Origin of the sequence: Microbacter sp. GSS18, from assembly GCA_029319145.1 — a bacterium.
Classification (GTDB): domain Bacteria; phylum Actinomycetota; class Actinomycetes; order Actinomycetales; family Microbacteriaceae; genus Microbacterium.
This window is the reverse complement of record CP119753.1, coordinates 1,284,893-1,303,937: the sequence shown is the minus strand read 5'-3', so window position 1 is coordinate 1,303,937 and position 19,045 is coordinate 1,284,893. Positions and strand designations below refer to the sequence as shown.

General features: G+C 69.2%; 18 protein-coding genes. 15 read left to right on the top strand and 3 right to left on the bottom strand.

All coding sequences use genetic code 11. The annotated features are described in order from the left end of the window. Window positions 1-121 precede the first annotated feature (121 nt). The 3 genes from P0L94_06150 to P0L94_06140 are packed head-to-tail and all read left to right on the top strand — an operon-like array spanning window position 122 to window position 2,270. Window positions 122-700: a DivIVA domain-containing protein gene (locus P0L94_06150; protein ID WES65649.1), complete on the top strand. Its 579-nt coding sequence runs from the start codon at window positions 122-124 to the stop codon at window positions 698-700. A gap of 9 nt (window positions 701-709) precedes the next feature. Continuing rightward, a complete protein-coding gene (gene lspA, locus P0L94_06145) occupies window positions 710-1,342 on the top strand; it encodes a signal peptidase II (GenBank protein ID WES65648.1) in 633 nt (210 codons plus the stop codon). A gap of 4 nt (window positions 1,343-1,346) precedes the next feature. Next, window positions 1,347-2,270: an RluA family pseudouridine synthase gene (locus P0L94_06140; GenBank protein ID WES65647.1), complete on the top strand. Its 924-nt coding sequence runs from the start codon at window positions 1,347-1,349 to the stop codon at window positions 2,268-2,270. 1 nt (window position 2,271) lies between these two features. Here P0L94_06140 and P0L94_06135 read toward each other — a convergent pair whose 3' ends face one another. Beyond that, the gene (locus P0L94_06135; protein ID WES65646.1) at window positions 2,272-2,754 is read right to left on the bottom strand and encodes an NUDIX domain-containing protein; all 483 of its coding nucleotides are present in this window, start codon (window positions 2,752-2,754) and stop codon (window positions 2,272-2,274) included. A gap of 59 nt (window positions 2,755-2,813) precedes the next feature. Between P0L94_06135 and P0L94_06130 the strand changes: the two genes are divergently transcribed. The 6 genes from P0L94_06130 to P0L94_06105 all read left to right on the top strand — a co-directional run bounded on the left by P0L94_06130 (window position 2,814) and on the right by P0L94_06105 (window position 10,833). Beyond that, the gene (locus tag P0L94_06130; protein ID WES65645.1) at window positions 2,814-3,263 is read left to right on the top strand and encodes a hypothetical protein; all 450 of its coding nucleotides are present in this window, start codon (window positions 2,814-2,816) and stop codon (window positions 3,261-3,263) included. Window positions 3,264-3,382: 119 nt separating this feature from the next. After that, window positions 3,383-6,898, top strand: coding sequence for a DNA polymerase III subunit alpha (dnaE, locus tag P0L94_06125; GenBank protein WES65644.1), 3,516 nt, complete (start codon window positions 3,383-3,385; stop codon window positions 6,896-6,898). Window positions 6,899-6,971: 73 nt separating this feature from the next. After that, window positions 6,972-7,961: a hypothetical protein gene (locus P0L94_06120; protein ID WES65643.1), complete on the top strand. Its 990-nt coding sequence runs from the start codon at window positions 6,972-6,974 to the stop codon at window positions 7,959-7,961. 30 nt (window positions 7,962-7,991) lie between these two features. Then, complete coding sequence (hisD, locus tag P0L94_06115) at window positions 7,992-9,293, top strand: histidinol dehydrogenase (protein ID WES65642.1); 1,302 nt, start codon at window positions 7,992-7,994, stop codon at window positions 9,291-9,293. Window positions 9,294-9,305: 12 nt separating this feature from the next. After that, a complete protein-coding gene (gene nrdR, locus P0L94_06110; GenBank protein ID WES65641.1) occupies window positions 9,306-9,788 on the top strand; it encodes a transcriptional regulator NrdR in 483 nt (160 codons plus the stop codon). Between the two features lie 10 nt (window positions 9,789-9,798). After that, the gene (locus P0L94_06105) at window positions 9,799-10,833 is read left to right on the top strand and encodes a quinone-dependent dihydroorotate dehydrogenase (GenBank protein ID WES65640.1); all 1,035 of its coding nucleotides are present in this window, start codon (window positions 9,799-9,801) and stop codon (window positions 10,831-10,833) included. Here the strand turns inward: P0L94_06105 and P0L94_06100 are convergent. Continuing rightward, complete coding sequence (locus tag P0L94_06100; GenBank protein WES65639.1) at window positions 10,808-11,377, bottom strand: DUF3043 domain-containing protein; 570 nt, start codon at window positions 11,375-11,377, stop codon at window positions 10,808-10,810. The two genes, P0L94_06105 and P0L94_06100, sit on opposite strands and share 26 nt — an antisense overlap. 50 nt (window positions 11,378-11,427) lie before the next feature. Between P0L94_06100 and P0L94_06095 the strand changes: the two genes are divergently transcribed. From P0L94_06095 to P0L94_06070, 6 genes are all read left to right on the top strand, one after another. Beyond that, entirely contained in the window at window positions 11,428-12,828 is a 1,401-nt protein-coding gene (locus P0L94_06095; protein WES65638.1) for a dipeptidase, read from the top strand. 83 nt (window positions 12,829-12,911) lie between these two features. Further along, window positions 12,912-13,277: an iron-sulfur cluster assembly accessory protein gene (locus tag P0L94_06090; protein WES65637.1), complete on the top strand. Its 366-nt coding sequence runs from the start codon at window positions 12,912-12,914 to the stop codon at window positions 13,275-13,277. A gap of 159 nt (window positions 13,278-13,436) precedes the next feature. Beyond that, window positions 13,437-14,321: a cytochrome c oxidase subunit II gene (coxB, locus tag P0L94_06085; protein WES65636.1), complete on the top strand. Its 885-nt coding sequence runs from the start codon at window positions 13,437-13,439 to the stop codon at window positions 14,319-14,321. 2 nt (window positions 14,322-14,323) lie between these two features. Then, window positions 14,324-16,057 carry a cytochrome c oxidase subunit I gene (gene ctaD / locus P0L94_06080; protein ID WES65635.1) on the top strand — a complete coding sequence of 578 codons (1,734 nt, stop codon included), beginning with the start codon at window positions 14,324-14,326 and terminating at the stop codon, window positions 16,055-16,057. Further along, a complete protein-coding gene (locus tag P0L94_06075) occupies window positions 16,058-16,522 on the top strand; it encodes a cytochrome c oxidase subunit 4 (GenBank protein WES65634.1) in 465 nt (154 codons plus the stop codon). A gap of 854 nt (window positions 16,523-17,376) precedes the next feature. Further along, a complete protein-coding gene (locus P0L94_06070; protein WES65633.1) occupies window positions 17,377-18,543 on the top strand; it encodes an IS30 family transposase in 1,167 nt (388 codons plus the stop codon). Here the strand turns inward: P0L94_06070 and P0L94_06065 are convergent. After that, on the bottom strand, window positions 18,525-19,019 hold the full coding sequence (locus tag P0L94_06065; protein ID WES65632.1) for a rhodanese-like domain-containing protein: 495 nt from the start codon (window positions 19,017-19,019) through the stop codon (window positions 18,525-18,527). The genes P0L94_06070 and P0L94_06065 overlap by 19 nt on opposite strands. Window positions 19,020-19,045: the final 26 nt, after the last annotated feature.

The following is a 19,045-nucleotide window of genomic DNA, read 5'->3' as shown; positions in this document are numbered from 1 at the left end:
GCGGCTCATCCTTCGACACTCCCCGGAGCCGCGGCTATGATTTCTAGGAACGACCCGGCGCATCGAGCGCACGGGACCCGACATCGGCCCAGCGACCTGAGCGCTCGAAAGAGGTATGACCATGGCTTTGACCCCCGATGACGTCGTCACCAAGCAGTTCCAGCACGTCCGCTTCAAGGAGGGCTTCGACCCCGATGAGGTCGACGACTTCCTGGACGAGATCGTCGTCGAGTGGCGCAAGGCCCTCGCCGAGAACGAGGAGCTCAAGTCCAAGCTCGCCGCGTACGAGTCCGGCGGCGCGCCCGCCGCGGCCGCTCCGGAGCCGGCTCCGGCGCCCGCACCCGCGGCCGCTCCGGCGATGACCGGCGACGGACCGGTGGCCAGCGCCGGCATCATCGAGCTGGCCCAGCGCCTCCACGACGAGCATGTCGCCGAGGGACGCGCCAAGCACGACCAGCTGATCAGCGAGGCCCAGACGCAGGCCGCCGCGATCATCTCCGACGCCGAGACGCGGCACCGCGAAGAGGTCGCCAAGCTCGAGCGGGAGCGCTCGGGCCTCGAGTCGCGCATCACCGAGCTGCGCAACTTCGAGCGCGACTACCGGTCGCAGCTGCGCAGCTACATCGAGGGCAAGCTCCGCGACCTCGAGACCACGGGCACGACGTCGGGCGCCACGCCGGTCTCGGCCATCGGTCTGTAGGACGGGTTCTTGCCAGGCCGGACCCCCCTGAGTCGGGCGGCGGCCAGCATCATCATCGCGGTCCTCGCGGTGACGGTGCTGGCCGCCGACCAGTTCACGAAGTACCTCGCCCTCGAGAACCTTCCGCTGGAGCAGCAGGTTCCCGTGCTGGGCGACTTCCTCGTCTTCTACCTCGTCAAGAACCCCGGCGCGGCCTTCTCGCTCGGCGAGAGCGTCACGTGGCTGTTCACGCTGGCGCTGGCCGCCGTTGCCGTGCTGATCGTCGTGCTCGCCATCACGCGCGTGCGATCGCGGCTGTGGTCGGTCGCCCTGGGGCTGCTGCTGGGCGGCGTTCTGGGCAACCTCACCGACCGCGTCTTCCGTGAGCCCGGCTTCCCCGTGGGGCACGTCGTCGACTTCATCCACACGCCGTGGATGATGCCGGCGATCTACAACGTCGCCGACATCTTCATCGTGTCGATGATGGTCGGTGTCGCCGTGCTCGTGCTGGTCGGCATCGGCTTCGACGGATCGCGCGAGCAGCGCGAGGCCGCCGACGCCGACGTCGTGGACGAGAACGCCGACGGCTCCGCGCCCGGCGACGACGGCGAGAGCGCGCCGGCGGACGCCGCGGACGGCGACACGCCTGCCGGGCGGGACTGACGCCGTGGAGTCACGCAGCCTTCCCGTCCCCGACGGGCTCGACGGAGCGCGCGTGGATGCGGCGCTGGCGAAGATGCTCGGCTTCTCGCGCACCTTCGCCGCCGACGTGGCCGATGCCGGCGGCATCCGCATGGACGGCCGTGAGCTCGGCAAGTCCGACCGCCTGCGCAGCGGTGCGTGGCTCGAGGTGCAGTGGCGGCCCAAGGAGGAGCCCACGGTCGTCCCCGTCGCAGTTCCCGACCTCGGGATCGTCCACGACGACGACGACATCGTCGTGGTGGACAAGCCGTCGGGCGTCGCGGCGCATCCCTCGATCGGCTGGGAGGGCCCGACGGTGCTCGGTGCCCTCGCGGCGGCGGGGTACCGCATCGCCACCAGCGGGGCCGCCGAGCGCCAGGGCGTCGTGCACCGGCTCGACGTGGGCACGAGCGGGCTCATGGTCGTGGCGAAGTCCGAGCGCGCCTACGTCGCGCTCAAGCGCGCGTTCAAGGAGCGCGAGGTCGACAAGATCTACCACGCCGTCGTGCAGGGACACCCCGACCCGCTGGCCGGCACGATCGACGCGCCGATCGGCCGGCATCCGTCCCACCCGTGGAAGTTCGCCGTCACGCCCTCCGGCAAGGACTCCGTGACCCACTACGAGACGCTCGAGGCGTTCCCGGGCGCCTCGCTGCTCGAGATCCACCTCGAGACCGGCCGCACGCACCAGATCCGCGTGCACATGGCCGCGCATCGCCACCCGTGCGTCGGCGACCCGCTCTACGGCGCCGACCCCACGATGTCGGCGAAGCTGGGCCTGACGCGGCAATGGCTCCACGCGCACGAGCTGGCGTTCGCGCACCCGGCGACGGGCGAGTGGGTCACCTTCACGTCCGACTATCCGGACGACCTCGCCCACGCCCTCGCGGTGCTGCGCGGCGAGGCCTGAATCACGCCGGCGCCGCGCCGCCCTCGAAGCGCGCGGCCTCGCCGGGTACGAGCGCCGCACCGATGCGCGCGCGCATCTCGTCGCCGACGCCGCTGAGATCGGCGAGCGGATACCAGCCGACCTCGGTCATCTCGCCGTCGGCGGGATACGGGTCGCCGTCGACCCACGTGCACCGGAAGGTGAGATCGAGGTAGTCGCTCTGGTCGCCGTTGTCATAGGTCACGCGCGGGATCTGGTGGACCCAGCAGAGCCGATCGGCGCGGATGCGGACTCCCGCCTCTTCGAGCGCCTCGCGCACCGCCGCGTCGGCGGGCTCCTCGCCCGGATCCACGATCCCGGTGATCGGCGTGAGCGCGCCGTTGTCGGAGCGGCGTCCGAGCAGCACCTCGTCGCCGCGCACCACGACCGCCGTCACGCCCGCCAGCGGCAGGGGCATGGTTCCGATGTGGCGGCGCAGTTCGAGCACGAAGTCGGGTGTCGGCACGGGTCCAACTCTAGAGCCGAGGCGAGCGATCCCGCCCCGAGGGGCAATACGGTGGGGCCGTGAACGACATCCTGCGGCGCCGCTTCGCGCGCGCGAACGAGCTGTACCTCGACCTCGTCGACGCGCTCGGCCCCGACGGGCTCGCCTCGCGCCTGCCCGGACTGCCCTCCGACACCGCCGGACACCAGCTGTGGTGCGTGCTGGGCGCGCGCGAGAGCTACGTGCGCGCGGCGCGGGCCGGACGGTGGGAGGGCTTCACGAGTCCCGTCACGGCGGCCGAGACGACGGATGCCGGCGCGCTGCGCGCGGCGTTCGAGGCGACGGCGTCCGACGTCGACGCGTGGGTGGCCGGACTCCCCGCCGACGACGAGGAGTCGCTGACGTACGCCCTCGCACTGCTCGAGCACGAGACGCAGCACCACGGCCAGCTGATCCGCTACCTCTACGCGCTCGGTGTCGACCGGCCGGCGTCGTGGCAGCGGCAGTACGCGCTCGACGAGGACTTCTGAGCGCGTCCGAGATCCGGCCACCTTCACCGTGAACTCGAACGTGAGGTGAATCGGCATCCGGTCCGCCGAACCGCGGCGATGCCGGTCGCGGTGTCGGTGCGCGTTCGTAGACTCGTTGCGTGGCATCCGACTCCTTCGTTCACCTGCACGTGCACAGCGAGTACTCGATGCTCGACGGAGCCGCCAAGATCGGCGCGATGACCCAGGCGGCGGCCGACTACGGCATGCCTGCGATCGCCGTCACCGACCACGGCAACACCTTCGCGGCATTCGAGTTCTACAACGCGGCCCGCTCCGCCGGCGTCAAGCCCATCATCGGGCTCGAGTCGTACGTCACGCCCGGCACGCACCGCAGCGACAAGTCGCGCGTCTCGTGGGGCACGCCCGAGCAGAAGAGCGACGACGTGTCGGGCGCGGGCGCGTACACCCACATGACGATGTGGAGCCAGAGCACCGAGGGAATGCACAACCTCTTCCGGCTCAGCTCGCTCTCGAGCATCGAGGGCTACTACTTCAAGCCCCGCATGGACCGCGAGCTGCTCGAGACCTACGGCAAGGGGCTCATCGCCACGACCGGCTGCCCGTCGGGCGAGGTGCAGACGCGACTGCGCCTGGGCCAGTACGACGCCGCGCGCGCGGCGGCGGCCGAGTTCCAGGACATCTTCGGCAAGGAGAACTACTTCGCCGAGATCATGGACCACGGCCTCTCGATCGAGCGCCGCGTCATGACCGACCTGCTGCGCCTGGCGAAGGACCTCGACATCCCGCTCGTCGCCACGAACGACTCGCACTACACCCACCAGCACGAGGCCGACGCGCACGCGGCCCTGCTCTGCGTCCAGTCCGGGTCCACTCTCGACGACCCGAACCGCTTCAAGTTCGACGGCGACGGCTACTACATCAAGACCGCGCAGGAGATGCGGCAGATCTTCCGCGAGCACCCCGAGGCGTGCGACAACACGCTGCTGATCGCCGAGCGCTGCGAGGTCGAGTTCGACACCGCCGCGAACTACATGCCGCGCTTCCCGGTGCCCGACGGCGAGACCGAGGACAGCTGGCTGATCAAAGAGGTCGAGAAGGGGCTGCACTACCGGTACCCGGGCGGCATCCCCGACAAGGTCCGCAAGCAGGCCGAGTACGAGACCGGGATCATCCTGCAGATGGGGTTCCCCGGCTACTTCCTCGTCGTCGCCGACTTCATCAACTGGGCCAAGGACAACGGCATCCGCGTGGGTCCTGGCCGAGGCTCGGGCGCGGGATCGATGGTCGCGTACGCGATGCGCATCACCGACCTCGACCCGCTCGAGCACGGGCTGATCTTCGAGCGGTTCCTCAACCCCGATCGCGTGTCGATGCCCGACTTCGACGTCGACTTCGACGACCGCCGCCGCAGCGAGGTGATCGACTACGTCACCGGCAAGTACGGCTCCGAGCGCGTGGCGCAGATCGTCACCTACGGCACGATCAAGTCCAAGCAGGCGCTCAAGGACGCCGGACGCGTGCTCGGATTCCCGTTCAGCATGGGCGAGAAGCTCACCAAGGCGATGCCGCCGGCGGTGATGGGCAAGGACATGCCGCTGAGCGGCATGTACGACAAGGAGCACCCCCGGTTCAAGGAGGCCAGCGAGTTCCGCGCGCTCATCGACACCGACGCCGAGGCCAAGACCGTCTTCGACCGTGCGCTCGGGCTCGAGGGGCTCAAGCGCCAGTGGGGCGTGCATGCGGCCGGCGTCATCATGTCCAGCGAGCCGCTGCTGGATGTCATCCCGATCATGCGCCGCGAGCAGGACGGCCAGATCGTCACCCAGTTCGACTACCCGTCGTGCGAGGCGCTCGGCCTCATCAAGATGGACTTCCTGGGGCTGCGCAACCTCACGATCATCTCGGACGCGCTCGACAACATCCGCATGAACCGGGGGGAGGAGCTCGACCTCGAGCATCTCGAACTCGACGATCGCGGCGCGTACGAGCTGCTGACCCGCGGCGACACGCTCGGCGTCTTCCAGCTCGACGGCGGACCGATGCGGTCGCTGCTGCGCCTCATGAAGCCCGACAACTTCGAGGACGTCTCGGCCGTCATCGCGCTGTACCGCCCCGGACCCATGGGCGCGAACTCGCACATCAACTACGCGCTGCGCAAGAACGGCCAGCAGGACGTCACGCCGATCCATCCCGAGCTCGCGGAGCCCCTCAAGGACATCCTCGACATCAGCTACGGCCTGATCATCTATCAGGAGCAGGTGATGGCGATCGCGCAGAAGGTCGCGGGCTTCTCGCTCGGTCAAGCCGACATCCTCCGCCGCGCGATGGGCAAGAAGAAGAAGTCCGAGCTGGACAAGCAGTACGAGGGCTTCGCCGGCGGCATGAAGGAGCGCGGGTACGGCGACGGCGCGATCAAGGCGCTGTGGGACATCCTGCTGCCGTTCTCGGACTACGCGTTCAACAAGGCGCACTCGGCCGCGTACGGACTGGTGTCGTACTGGACGGCGTACCTCAAGGCCCACTATCCCGCCGAGTACATGGCGGCGCTGCTCACGAGCGTCGGCGACTCGAAGGACAAGATGGCGGTCTACCTCAACGAGTGCCGCCGCATGGGCATCAAGGTGCTCCCGCCCGACGTGGGGGAGTCCATCCGCTACTTCGCGGCCGTCGGCGACGACATCCGCTTCGGGCTGGGCGCCGTGCGCAACGTCGGCGCCAACGTGGTCGACGGGATCGTCCGCTCGCGCGAGAAGGAGCCCTTCACCGCCTTCCACGACTTCCTGGCCAAGGTGCCGCTGCACGTGGCGAACAAGCGCACCGTGGAGTCCCTCATCAAGGCGGGGGCGTTCGACTCCATGGGCAGCACGCGGCGCGCCCTGCTCGAGATCCACGAGGACGCCGTCGAAGCGGCCGTCGACATCAAGCGGAACGAGGCCACGGGCGCGATCGGCTTCGACTTCGACAGCCTGTACGAAGCCGACGAGGTCCAGCCGCCGCAGGTTCCCGAGCGTCCCGAGTGGACGAAGAAGGACAAGCTCGCGTTCGAGCGCGAGATGCTCGGGCTCTACGTGTCGGACCACCCGCTCGCGGGCTTGGAGATCCCACTCGCCAAGCACGCGTCGACGAGCATCCATGATCTGCTCGCGTCGGAGGACATCGAGGACGGCGCCCAGGTGACCATCGCGGGCCTGGTCACGAGCGTGCAGCATCGCGTCGCGAAGTCCAGCGGCAACCCGTACGGCATGATCACCGTCGAGGACTTCGACGGCGAGATCACCGTGATGTTCATGGGCAAGACGTATACGGAGTTCGCGTCGATGCTGCAGGCCGACTCGATCCTCGTCGTCCGCGGCCGCGTGTCGCGCCGCGACGACGGCATGAACCTGCACGCGCAGTCGGCGTTCTCGCCCGACCTCGGCACGCTCGAGACGTCCGGGCCGCTGTCGCTGACGGTTCCCGAGAGCCGCGCGACCGAGCGCGTCATCACCGAACTGGCCCACGTGCTCACCCGTCACAGCGGCGACACCGAGGTCACGCTGCGGCTCCACCGCGGCGCGTCGGCGAAGATCTTCGAAGTCCCCCTGCCCGTGAACGTCACCGCCGATCTGTACGGCGAGCTGAAGGGGCTGCTGGGGCCGCAATGCCTCGGCTGATCTCATCTGCGTCTCATCACGCGTGGGTATCATCGTCCAGCGGGCCGCGAGCGTGCGGCCGGGAAGGAAAACTGTGAGCGACGACCAGCTTGACAAGACCCCCGAGACCGTAGACGACCCGGTCGCGCCCCCCGCGTCGCAGACCGCCGAGGAGCCCGCCGTCGCCGGCGACCCCGAAGAGGCTCCGCAGTACGGCGTGGGGCCGTTCTCTATCCGCGAGGTCGCGCTCGGCGGCATCTGGCTCGCCGCGTTCGTCGTCTCCTTCTTCCCCGTGATCGGCGCGATCGGCGCAGGCCCGTCGGTGTGGGGCAACGGCATCGACTGGGTGCTGACGATCGGCGTGCCCACCGCGGCCGTCTTCCTCATCGGCCTGCGGCGGCTCTCGCCCGACGGCATCCGCCGAGTGGGTTCGCTGGGCATCGACCAGTTCGCCTCGGTGGCGTTCTCGGTCTCCACCGTCGTGTGGCTCTCGACAATCTGGAGCTCGTTCATCACGCTCGCCTCGAGCCGCGTGTTCCTGGCGACCTGGGTCGTATGGGTCGAGTTCTTCCTCATGCTCGCCGGCACGCTCCTGACCGTGTTCGCGCCGTACATCGCCCCGTTCGACCAGGACTTCCTGGGGCGGCCGGCGACGACCGCGCACCGCAACGCGCGTCCCGTCCGTGCCATCACGGCCCGTCCCGCGCCGGTCGCGGCGCCCGTGGCCGCACCGGCCGCCGAGCCCGCCGACGACGACACGGCGGTCGACATCGCGCCGACCGCCGCGCCGCCGGCGGCCGAGACCCCGGCCGACACCGAGGCGGATGCCGATGCACTGACGCCGGAGCAGTCGCGCGACACGTTCGAGCCGGTCGAGCAGCCGCAGCCGACGCGTCATCAGGCCTTCTGGGCCCTCGTCCCCGAAGAGCGCGAGATCGTCGACGAGGTCGGCATCACGCTGTTCCGCATCGGGCCAACGGCCTGGGCGCTGGTGATCGAGGACCGCGGCGAGTCGTTCGTCGTGCGTCACGAGGACGGTCGCATCGGCTACCTGCACGACGTCTCGGACGTCACACGCGGCTGACTCCGAGCCGCGCCGCGATACCGTAGTCGGATGCTTCGCACCATCGATCTGCGCGGACGCACGCTGTCGCCGGCGGAACTGCTCGCGACCGTGCCGCGAGCGACCGCGGCGCGCGCCGACGCCCTCGCGACCGCTGCCGCGATCGTCGCCGATGTCGCCGCTCGCGGCGAGACCGCCCTGCGCGAGCAGGCCGAGCGCTTCGACGGTGTGAGCGGCCACGCCGTGCGCGTGCCGGCGCAGCACCTCGACGAGGCCCTGGCCGCGCTCGAGCCGGACGTGCGTGCCGCCCTCGAGGAGGCCATCGTCCGCGTGCGCGCCGCATCCGCCGCCCAGGTCCCGCCGCCCGCGGAGACCGTGCTGGGTCCCGGCGCGCGCGTCGTCCAGCGCTGGCAGCCGGTGCGTCGCGTGGGACTCTACGTGCCCGGCGGCAAGGCGGTCTATCCCTCGAGCGTCGTGATGAACGTCGTCCCTGCGCAGGTCGCGGGGGTGAGCGAGGTGTCGCTGGCGTCGCCGCCCCAGCGCGAGCACGACGGGCGCGTCCACCCCGTGATCCTCGCGGCCGCGCGCCTGCTCGGTGTCGATGAGGTCTACGCCATGGGCGGTGCGGGCGCGATCGGCGCCTTCGCCCACGGCGTCGCGTCGCTCGGGCTGGACCCCGTCGACGTCGTGACCGGCCCCGGCAACAACTTCGTCGCGGCCGCCAAGCGCGCCGTCGCCGGGCTCGTGGGCACCGACGCCGAGGCGGGGGCGACGGAGATCCTCATCGTCGCCGACGACAGCGCCGATGCGAGGCTCGTCGCCGCCGACCTCATCAGCCAGGCCGAGCACGACGAGCAGGCCTCGTCGGTGCTCGTGACCGATTCCACGGAGCTCGCCGACGACGTCGCGCGCGAGCTCGAGGTGCGCGCCCCCCTGACGCGCCACGCGCAGCGCGTGGCGACGGCACTGTCGGGTCCGCAGTCGGCGACCGTGCTGGTGGACGACCTCGACGCCGCGACCGCCTTCAGCAACGCCTACGCGCCCGAGCACCTCGAGCTGCACCTGGCCGACGCGCGTCCCGAGGACTTCGTCCACGCGGGCGCCGTCTTCGTCGGAGCCGACTCGCCGGTGAGTCTCGGCGACTACCTGGCCGGCAGCAATCACGTGCTGCCCACCGGCGGTCAGGCCCGCTACGCGGCCGGGCTGTCGGCCTCGACGTTCCTGCGTCCGCAGCAGGTCATCGAGTACGACCACGCGGCACTGGCCGACGTGCGGGACGCGATCGTCACGCTCGCGCGGGCCGAGGAGCTGCCGGCGCACGGCGAGGCCGTCGAGGCCCGCTTCGACGTGTAGTCTGTCGGTCCCATGCACTGCCCGTTCTGCCGTCACCCCGATTCCCGGGTCATCGACTCCCGCACCAGCGACGACGGGCTCAGCATCCGTCGCCGTCGCCAGTGCCCGGAGTGCGGCGGCCGGTTCTCGACGATCGAGACCGCCAGCCTCAACGTCACCAAGCGCTCGGGCGTCGTCGAGCCGTTCAGCCGCGACAAGGTCATGGCGGGGGTGCGCAAGGCCTGCCAGGGGCGCCCGGTGACCGACGCCGACCTCGCGATGCTCGCCCAGACGGTCGAGGAGGTCGTGCGTCAGACCGGCGTCTCGCAGATCGACACCAACGAGATCGGGCTGGCGATCCTCGGCCCGCTGCGCGAACTGGACGAGGTCGCCTACCTGCGCTTCGCGAGCGTGTATCAGGCGTTCGACTCGCTCGAGGATTTCGAGGCGTCGATCGCCCAGCTCCGCGTCGACCACGCCGATCGCGCGTCTCAGAGCGAGCGCGTCGACGACTAGCCTGGAAGGGATGTATCCCTTCCTGTTCCGGAATGTGCTCTCGCACATGGATCCCGAGGTCGCCCATCACGCGGCCATGATCGTCATCCGCCTGCTGGGCATCCCGCCCTTCTCGTTCGCCGCCCGGGCGCTCACCAAGCCCGACCCGTCGCTGCGCACGCGCGCGCTGGGCCTGGAATTCGACTCGCCCTTCGGCGTCGCAGCCGGTTTCGACAAGGACGCCGTGGGCGTCGCGGGACTCTACGCCCTGGGCTTCGGCCACGTCGAGGTGGGGACCCTCACGGCCATCCCGCAGGAGGGGAACCCCAAGCCGCGCCTGTTCCGGCTGATCCCCGATCGCGCCGTGGTCAACCGCATGGGCTTCAACAACCGCGGGGCCGCGGCCGCCGCCGAACGCCTGACGAAGCTGCGGCGGCGCTCCCGCCGCACCGTCATCGGGGTGAACATCGGCAAGAGCCGCGTGGTGGACGTCTCCGAGGCGACCGCCGACTACGTCGGCAGCGCGAGCCTGCTGGCCCCTCTGGCGGACTACCTGGTCGTCAACGTGTCATCGCCCAACACCCCCGGACTGCGCGGGCTGCAGGCCGTCGAGACGCTCCGCCCGCTGCTGGAGGCGGTGCGCGACGCCGCGGGATCGACGCCGCTGCTGGTGAAGATCGCGCCGGACCTCTCCGACGACGAGGTCCAGGCGATCGCGCGCCTCGCCGTCGATCTGGGGCTGGCCGGCCTCGTCGCCACCAACACCACGATCGCGCGCGACGGGCTGAGCACCGACCCCGCGGTCGTCGACGCGGCCGGCGCGGGCGGTCTGTCCGGCGCTCCGCTGAAGGCGCGCTCGATCGAGGTGCTCAAGCTCGTGCGCGCCGTCGTTCCGGAGGGCTTCTGCATCATCTCGGCCGGGGGCGTCGAGACCGCCGACGATGTTCGCGAGCGCCTGGCGGCGGGGGCCGACCTGACACAGGGGTACACCGGGTTCCTGTACCGCGGCCCGCTGTGGGCGCGTCAGATCAGCCGGGGCCTCACGCGGGGCGCTGGCCGCGCTTGACCTGAGGCTTCGGCAGGCGCAGGAAGCGCATCTGGATCGTGCGCATCGCGGCGTACCAGCCGAGGCCCTTCTCGACGCGCTCGGCGCCGAACTTCGCCTTGGCGGCGCGCTTGACGCTGATCGAGGTGACGATCATGTCTCCGATGACGAAGAAGATGAACGCCCACAGCGCGACGAACGAGTAGAACTGCACTTCGGGGACCGGGACGAACGTCGCCAGGATCACCAGGATCATCGCGGGCATCACGGCCTCGCCCAGGTGCCAGCCGGAGTCGACCCAGTCGCGGACGAACTTGCGCTGCGGTCCCTGGTCGCGGGCAGGAAGGTAGCGCTGGTCGCCCTCGGCCATGCCGACGCGGGCCTTCTCGCGCTTGGCGGCCATCTCGGCCTTGGCGCGGGCCTTGGCCTCCTTCGTATCGGCCACGAGGGGGCGCTTGCGCGCGGCCTCCTGCTCGGCACGGGAGGGGGTCGGACGTCCCTTGCCCGACGGGTTCTGAACGGCGTCGGCGTCGTTCGGCGCGGGGGTGGAAGGGGTCTTGGACACGGGAGAACCTCGCAGAGTGCGGAAATTTCGGAGCACTTAAGATTACCCGCATGACATCTGAGCACTCCCGACAGTCCGCTGTGCGTGCAGCGGCGGCTGCCGGCATCCCCGCTGCACTGTCCGATCTGGGTTCGCTGGTGCGCATCCCGTCCGTGGCCTTCCCCGGGTTCGACCCGGGCGAGGTGGAGCGCAGTGCCGAGGCGGTGGCCGAGCTCGTGCGCGGCACGGAGCTGTTCGAGACGGTCGAGATCCGCCGCGCCGGAATCCCCGGAACCGACGAGATCGGGATGCCGGCCGTCGTCGCCCGCCGCGCGCCGCGCAACGGGCGCCCGACGATCCTGCTGTACGCGCATCACGATGTTCAGCCGATCGGGGGCGAGGGCGTGTGGGAATCCGCGCCGTGGGAGCCCACGGTCCGCGACGGCCGCCTGTACGGGCGTGGCGCCGCCGACGACAAGGCGGGCGTCATGGTGCACATCGGCGCGCTGCGCGCTCTCGCCGAGGCCCTCGGGCGCGACTTCGATCTCGGCGTGGCTCTGTTCATCGAGGGGGAGGAGGAGGCCGGTTCGCGCTCGTTCGGGCAGTTCCTCGCCGAGAACGCCGAGCTCCTGGCCGCCGACGTCATCGTCGTCGCCGACTCGGGCAACTGGGACTCGCGCACGCCGGCCCTCACCGTGTCGCTGCGCGGCAACACGCGCTTCACGATGCGCGTGCGCACGCTCGAGCACGCGTCGCACTCGGGCATGTTCGGCGGCGCCGTGCCGGACGCGATGATGGCGACGGTCACGATGCTCGCGACCCTGTGGGACGAGGAGGGAGCGGTCGCGGTCGCCGGGATGACCGAGCGGGATGCCGCCACTCCGGAGTACACCGAGGCGACGCTGCGCGACGAGGCCGGTCTTCCGGACGGTGTGAGCCCCATCGGCACCGGGACGATCCTCAGCCGGGTGTGGAACAAGCCGACGGTCACGGTCACCGGCATCGACGCGCCGAGCGTCGCGAACGCGTCGAACACGCTGTCCCCCGAAGTGACGGTGGTCATCAGCGCCCGTGTCGCTCCGGGCCAGGACGCCCGTGACGCCTATGCGGCGCTGGAGGCGCACCTGCGCGCGAACGCGCCGTTCGGGGCGGAGGTGGAGTTCTTCGACCAGGACTTCGGCAACCCGTTCCTCGTGGACACCAGCGGGTGGGCGGTGTCGGACGCGCGCGACGCGCTCTCGACGGCGTACGGCGTCGATCCGGTGGACATGGGCGTGGGCGGCTCGATCCCGTTCATCGCTGATCTGGTGCGCGAGTTCCCCGGCGCTCAGATCCTCGTCACCGGGGTCGAGGACCCGCACGCGCGGGCCCACAGCCCCAACGAGTCGCTCCACCTGGAGACGTTCCGCAACGCCCTCGCCGCGGAGGCGCTGCTGCTGGAGAAGCTCGACGCGCGCGTTCTCGGAGACTGATCCGCCCATCGGAGCCTTCCCGGATGCCGCGGGCGTAGAATCGAGCGCAACCGCCGCGCCCGCGGCCCATCCGGAGGAGTGCCATGACCGACACCGCCACGACGACCGACACGTCCGTCCGCGAGCACGGCGTCGTCCTGACCGACGCCGCAGCGCTCAAGGTCAAGAACCTGCTCGAGCAGGAGGGACGCGACGACCTGCGCCTGCGGGTCGCCGTTCAGCCGGGAGGCTGCAGCGGCCTGATCTACCAGCTCTACTTCGACGAGCGGTACCTCGACGGCGACAAGACCGCCGACTTCGAGGGCGTCGAGGTCATCGTCGACGACATGAGCGTTCCGTACCTCGACGGCGCGACGATCGACTTCAAGGACACGATCTCGGAGCAGGGTTTCACGATCGACAACCCCAACGCGGCCGGAAGCTGCGCCTGCGGCGACAGCTTCCACTGAGACGATTCGTCTTCAACGGCCCGGACTGCGCAAAGTGCGCGGTCCGGGCCGTTTTCTCGTGCAACTCGGCGCGACTCAACCTGGGCAGTTGGCCTGAATAGCGTGGGAGGTTGCCCTAGACTGACGGAAGTCACATTTCGAAACTGGAAAGGTGCGCCCGTGCCCTCGAAACGCCTTGTCCGCTGGGGCTTCGTCCCTGTCGGGATCTCCGCGGCTCTCGTCCTCGCCGGCTGCACGCCGACGGAGCTGAACGGGTACCTGCCCGGCTTCGAAGAGGGCGCCGCGCCGACGACCAACCGCACCGAGATGGTGTCGGGTCTGTGGACGAACTCCTGGATCGTGCTGCTCGTCGTGGGCGTGGTCACGTGGGGCCTCATGGGCTGGGCGGCGATCGCCTATCGTCGTCGCCGCGGGCAGTCCGGCCTGCCGGTGCAGCTGCGCTACAACATGCCGATCGAGATCTTCTACACGATCGTGCCCCTGATCCTCGTGGTCGGTTTCTTCGCCTTCACGGCGCGCGACCAGGTGATCCTCGAGACGCAGTACGACGACCCGGATGTGTCGATCACGGCGATCGGCAAGCAGTGGTCGTGGGACTTCCAGTACAACGGCGATAGCGACGCCGACACGGTCTACGACATGGGCGTCCAGGCCCAGACCGACGCCGAGGGCAACATCATCTCGGACCTGCCGACCCTGTACCTGCCGGTCGACAAGACGGTGCAGATCAAGCTGCAGTCGCGTGACGTGATCCACTCCTTCTGGATCGTGGACTTCCTCTACAAGAAGGACATGTACATCGGCAAGGACAACTACTGGTCCTTCACGCCCACCCGCGAGGGCGAGTACGCCGGCAAGTGCGCCGAGCTGTGCGGCCAGTACCACTCGATGATGCTCTTCGACGTGAAGGTCGTGAGCGAGGCGGAGTACGAGGCTCACCTCGCCGACCTCGCCGCCGCCGGCCAGACCGGAACGGTCGACGCCGAGTACGACCGTCTTCAGAACCTGCCCGGTACGGGTGCAACCTCCGAAGGAGACGAGTGATCATGGCGACGACGCTTCCGCTCGAGGAGAAGTCCTCCGGTCGGCCGACGACGCTCCCGCCGCGTCAGGCCGCGCTGCTCAGCTCTTCGCGTGTCGAGCAGAAGGGCAACATCATCGTCAAGTGGATCACCTCCACTGACCACAAGACGATCGGGTACATGTACCTCATCGCCTCGGTGCTGTTCTTCATGATCGGCGGCGTCATGGCGCTGATCATCCGGGCCGAGCTGTTCGAGCCGGGCATGCAGGTCATCCCGACCAAGGAGCAGTACAACCAGCTGTTCACGATGCACGGCACGATCATGCTGCTGATGTTCGCGACGCCGCTGTTCGCGGGCTTCGCCAACGCGATCCTGCCCCTGCAGATCGGTGCGCCCGATGTGGCCTTCCCGCGTCTGAACGCCTTCGCCTTCTGGCTCTTCCTCTTCGGCTCGACCATCGCCGTCGCCGGCTTCCTCACCCCGCAGGGTGCGGCGGCGTTCGGCTGGTTCGCGTATCAGCCACTCGCGAATGCGTCGTTCTCACCAGGAGTCGGCGGCAATCTGTGGATGCTCGGCCTCGGTATGAGCGGTTTCGGCACGATCCTCGGTGCCGTGAACTTCATCACGACCATCATCACGATGCGTGCTCCCGGCATGACGATGTGGCGGATGCCGATCTTCTCGTGGAACACGCTCGTCACCAGCATCCTGATCCTGATGGCGTTCCCCGTGCTCGCCGCCGCGATCCTCGCCGCCGCCGCCGACCGCGTGCTCGGCGCCCACATCTACGACCCGGCCAACGGCGGAGTCCTGCTGTGGCAGCACCTCTTCTGGTTCTTCGGACACCCCGAGGTCTACATCATCGCGCTGCCGTTCTTCGGCATCATCTCGGAGGTCATGCCGGTCTTCAGCCGCAAGCCGATCTTCGGCTACAAGACCCTGGTGTACGCGACGATCGCGATCGCGGCCCTGTCTGTCGCGGTGTGGGCGCACCACATGTACGTCACCGGCGCGGTGCTGCTGCCGTACTTCGCGCTCATGACGATGCTCATCGCGGTGCCCACGGGTGTGAAGATCTTCAACTGGATCGGCACCATGTGGCGAGGTTCGGTGACGTTCGAGACGCCGATGGTCTTCTCGCTCGGCTTCCTCGTGTCGTTCGTCTTCGGTGGTCTGACCGGCGTCATCCTCGCGTCGCCGCCCCTGACGTTCCACACGTCGGACTCCTACTTCGTCGTGGCGCACTTCCACTACGTCATCTTCGGGACCGTGGTGTTCGCGATGTTCGCGGGCTTCTACTTCTGGTGGCCGAAGTGGACGGGGCGCATGCTCAACGAGCGCCTCGGGTACGTCCACTTCTGGATGCTGTTCATCGGCTTCCATATGACGTTCCTCATCCAGCACTGGCTCGGCGTGGACGGCATGGTCCGCCGGTACGCGGACTACTCCGCGGCCGACGGCTGGACGTGGCAGAACCAGCTGTCGACGGTGGGTGCCATCATCCTGGGCGCTTCGATGATCCCGTTCCTGTTCAACGTCTGGATCACGTCGCGCAAGGGCGCCAAGGTCACCGTCAACGACCCGTGGGGCTACGGCGCGTCGCTCGAGTGGGCGACGTCCTGCCCGCCGCCGCGTCACAACTTCACGTCGATCCCGCGCATCCGCAGCGAGCGCCCCGCGTTCGACCTCAACCACCCGGAGGCGGCTCCCGAGCCCGTGCATGCGATGGCCGCCGCGGACGGAAAGGACAAGTAAGTGCGCACCAACACCGGTCTCTGGTGGCTCCTGACGGGGTTCTTCTTCGTCGTCTTCGTCATCTACACCGTCTGGAACCTCGTGACCCACTGGGGCACCGTGGCCGAGCCGGGCATGGGCTGGTGGGAGACCTTCACCCTCTCGATCGAGTGGGTCGGCTCCATCGCGTTGCTCTTCACGGCTCTCATGGGCGCTCTGATCGCGTTCTACGTGGGTCGTGTGCACGGTGCTCAGGGCGGCGAGCTGCCCGAGGACGTGCTGACCGCCGACATCGATGACGGCGACCCCGAGCTGGGCGAGTTCAGCCCGTGGTCGTGGTGGCCGCTCGTGCTCGCCTTCGCGGCGGCACTCGGCATCATCGGCCTTGCGGTCGGCGTGTGGATGTTCCCGATCGGTCTCGCCGTCTTCGTCGTCGCCATCGTCGGCTGGGTGTACGAGTACTACCGCGGATACTTCGCGCGCTGATCCGACTCGATCCGCGCAGAGCGCCGGCACGGCCTTGAAGGCCGTGCCGGCGCTCTTTCGTGGTGCGGGGGCGCGCTGACTGCTGGGTGTGGGCACGCCGTGACTGCTGGGCGTGGGCGCGCGGTGACTGCTGGGCGGGGACGAACGCGGATTGCTGGGCTCGTACGCGTCTACGCTCGTCTGCGGGCGGGGGTGTCCGTGCCGGTGAAGCAAACCGCCTTCAGGGGCCTCCGGGTCGCTCAGAGGGCTCTCCGGAGCGCTGAGCGCGGCTCCTGACCAGTTGGGGGAGCTCTGGGCTGCTGCTGGCGCGCTCACGACGGCGCGGGGGGCACTCCCGACCATGGGGGCACTCCGGACCCTGCGAGCACTTCCGAACCTGCGGGCACTCCCGAACCTGCGGGCACTCTGAACCTGCGGGGCGCACTTGCGGGCGGCGGGGCACTCCCGACCGATCAGTGGGATCACTCCGGTCGGCACCGTGGCCGCTTCGGTCAGCAGCGCGGCTGCGGGTGCGCGTCCTGCACCCCGTACCTCAGTTGGCGCGTCTGGTCGCTCAGCGCCCCGTCAGCGGCAATGAGCGCCACGTGAGGCATGGCGACGAGGGCATCCTGGGCGCTGCTTGTCGCGTCCGGCACGTGTTGCGGCGCGGAGCGCCACCCGACCGGCTCGCGGTGGAGCCGGGCGTTCTGCGGGCGGTGTCATGTAGGCGACGCTCGAAAGTGAGGCCATAGCGACGGGGTGGTTTCCAGTGACGGTCGCAACGAGGGCCGCGAGGAAGGGGTTCTCACATGTCATCTCGTCGGGTGCCGAAGGGTCCGGGTCGGCGGCCGCTGTCGTTGGCGCGGCGCAGGTTCATGGAGTTGCTCGCGCAGGGCTGGTCGGTCAGGGCCGCGGCGATCGAGCTTGGCGTGAGTCGTTCGTCCGCGCAACGCTGGAAGAACGGCGCGACGGTCCGCCTGAAGGATGGCACGGTGAAGGTCGTGCTACCTCTCGAGCCGCTTGCGCTGCGCCCTATCTCACCCAGGTTCCTTTCAGAGGATGAACGGGTTCAGATCGCCGATCTCGCCAGCACGGGGATGGGCCCGACGGCCATCGGTGCGCGTTTGGGACGTTCGGCGTCAACGATCAGCAGGGAACTGCGCCGAAACGCGCACCACACCGGCCAGTACCGGCCGTTCCACGCGCAGAGCCTTGCCGCCGCGCGGCGGCGTCGGACACGGCCGCTGAAGCTCGCGACGACGCCGGCGTTGCAGGTGTTCGTGAAGAAGAAGCTGAAGGCGCGGTGGAGTCCGCAGCAGATCAGCCGCGCGCTGAGGACGTCGTTCCCACATGATCCGACGATGCGCTTGGCGACGGAGTCGATCTATCTCGCGATCTACCGCCCTGGGTCCGGGCTGGTACGGAAACCGGGGCCGTCGCCACTGCGGACCGGGCGAGATCATCGGCGGGGACACACCCGGCAGATCCGAGCGGGACGCCGGTTCGCGCAGCCGATGCTGTCGATTCACGAACGCGGGTTCGACCCAACCGACCGGACCACGCCGGGACATTGGGAGGGGGACCTCATCGTCGGACCCCACAACCGGTCCGCGATCGGGACACTCGTGGAACGACGGACACGGTTCGTCAAGCTGCTCCACCTGCCCGGCCACGACTCGACTGCGTTGCATCGCGCGCTCGTGACCGCACTCAACGAGCTCCCGCCGCCGCTACGCCGCACCCTCACCTGGGATCAGGGCACCGAAATGGCCAGGCACCTCGATGTGACCGCCGACACCGGGACCCGGATCTTCTTCTGCGACGCCGCGAGCCCCTGGCAACGCGGCAGCAACGAGAACATGAATGGGCTGCTTCGACAGTACTTTCCGAAGTCGACGAACCTCGCCGTCCACACACCACGCGACCTCGCGCGCGTCGAGAACGAACTCCCCGACCGCCCTCGAATCACCCTCCACGACCGTGCCCCTGCAGACCTCTTCGCAACGCTGCTAGCCTCCGAGAATCACCCTCGGTTGCGATGACCACTGGAAACCAAGCCGTCACATCGGCCCCAGATTCGAGCGTCGTCGACAGTGTCAGGCCGAAGCTCCCGGGCCCGCACGACCATCACCTGCGGGTCGAACACGCGGGGGAGCGGACCTTCGTCGTTCTCGGTCGGCTGCCCTTCGCGCACCCAGTACTCGTACCCGCCGATCATGAGCTTGACGGCATAGCCGAGCTTGGCGAACTCGACGGCGCCCTTGTCGCCGGCGTTGCAGCCGGGGCTCCAGCAGTAGACGACGACCGGCACGGCGGGGTCGAGCTCACGGGGAGCACGCTCTGCGATGTCGCGGTACGGCATGTGCACAGCGCCCACGATGCGCCCCTGAGCCCAGGCGTCGGCGCTGCGCGTGTCGATGAGGACGAAGGCGTCGCCGGCCTTCTGAGCGGCATACACGTCCGAGGCGTCGGTCTCGTGCTCGAGCTTGGCGGAGAAGTGCGCGAGGGCGTCTGTCATGCTCGCCACCGTACGGCAAAGCGCCT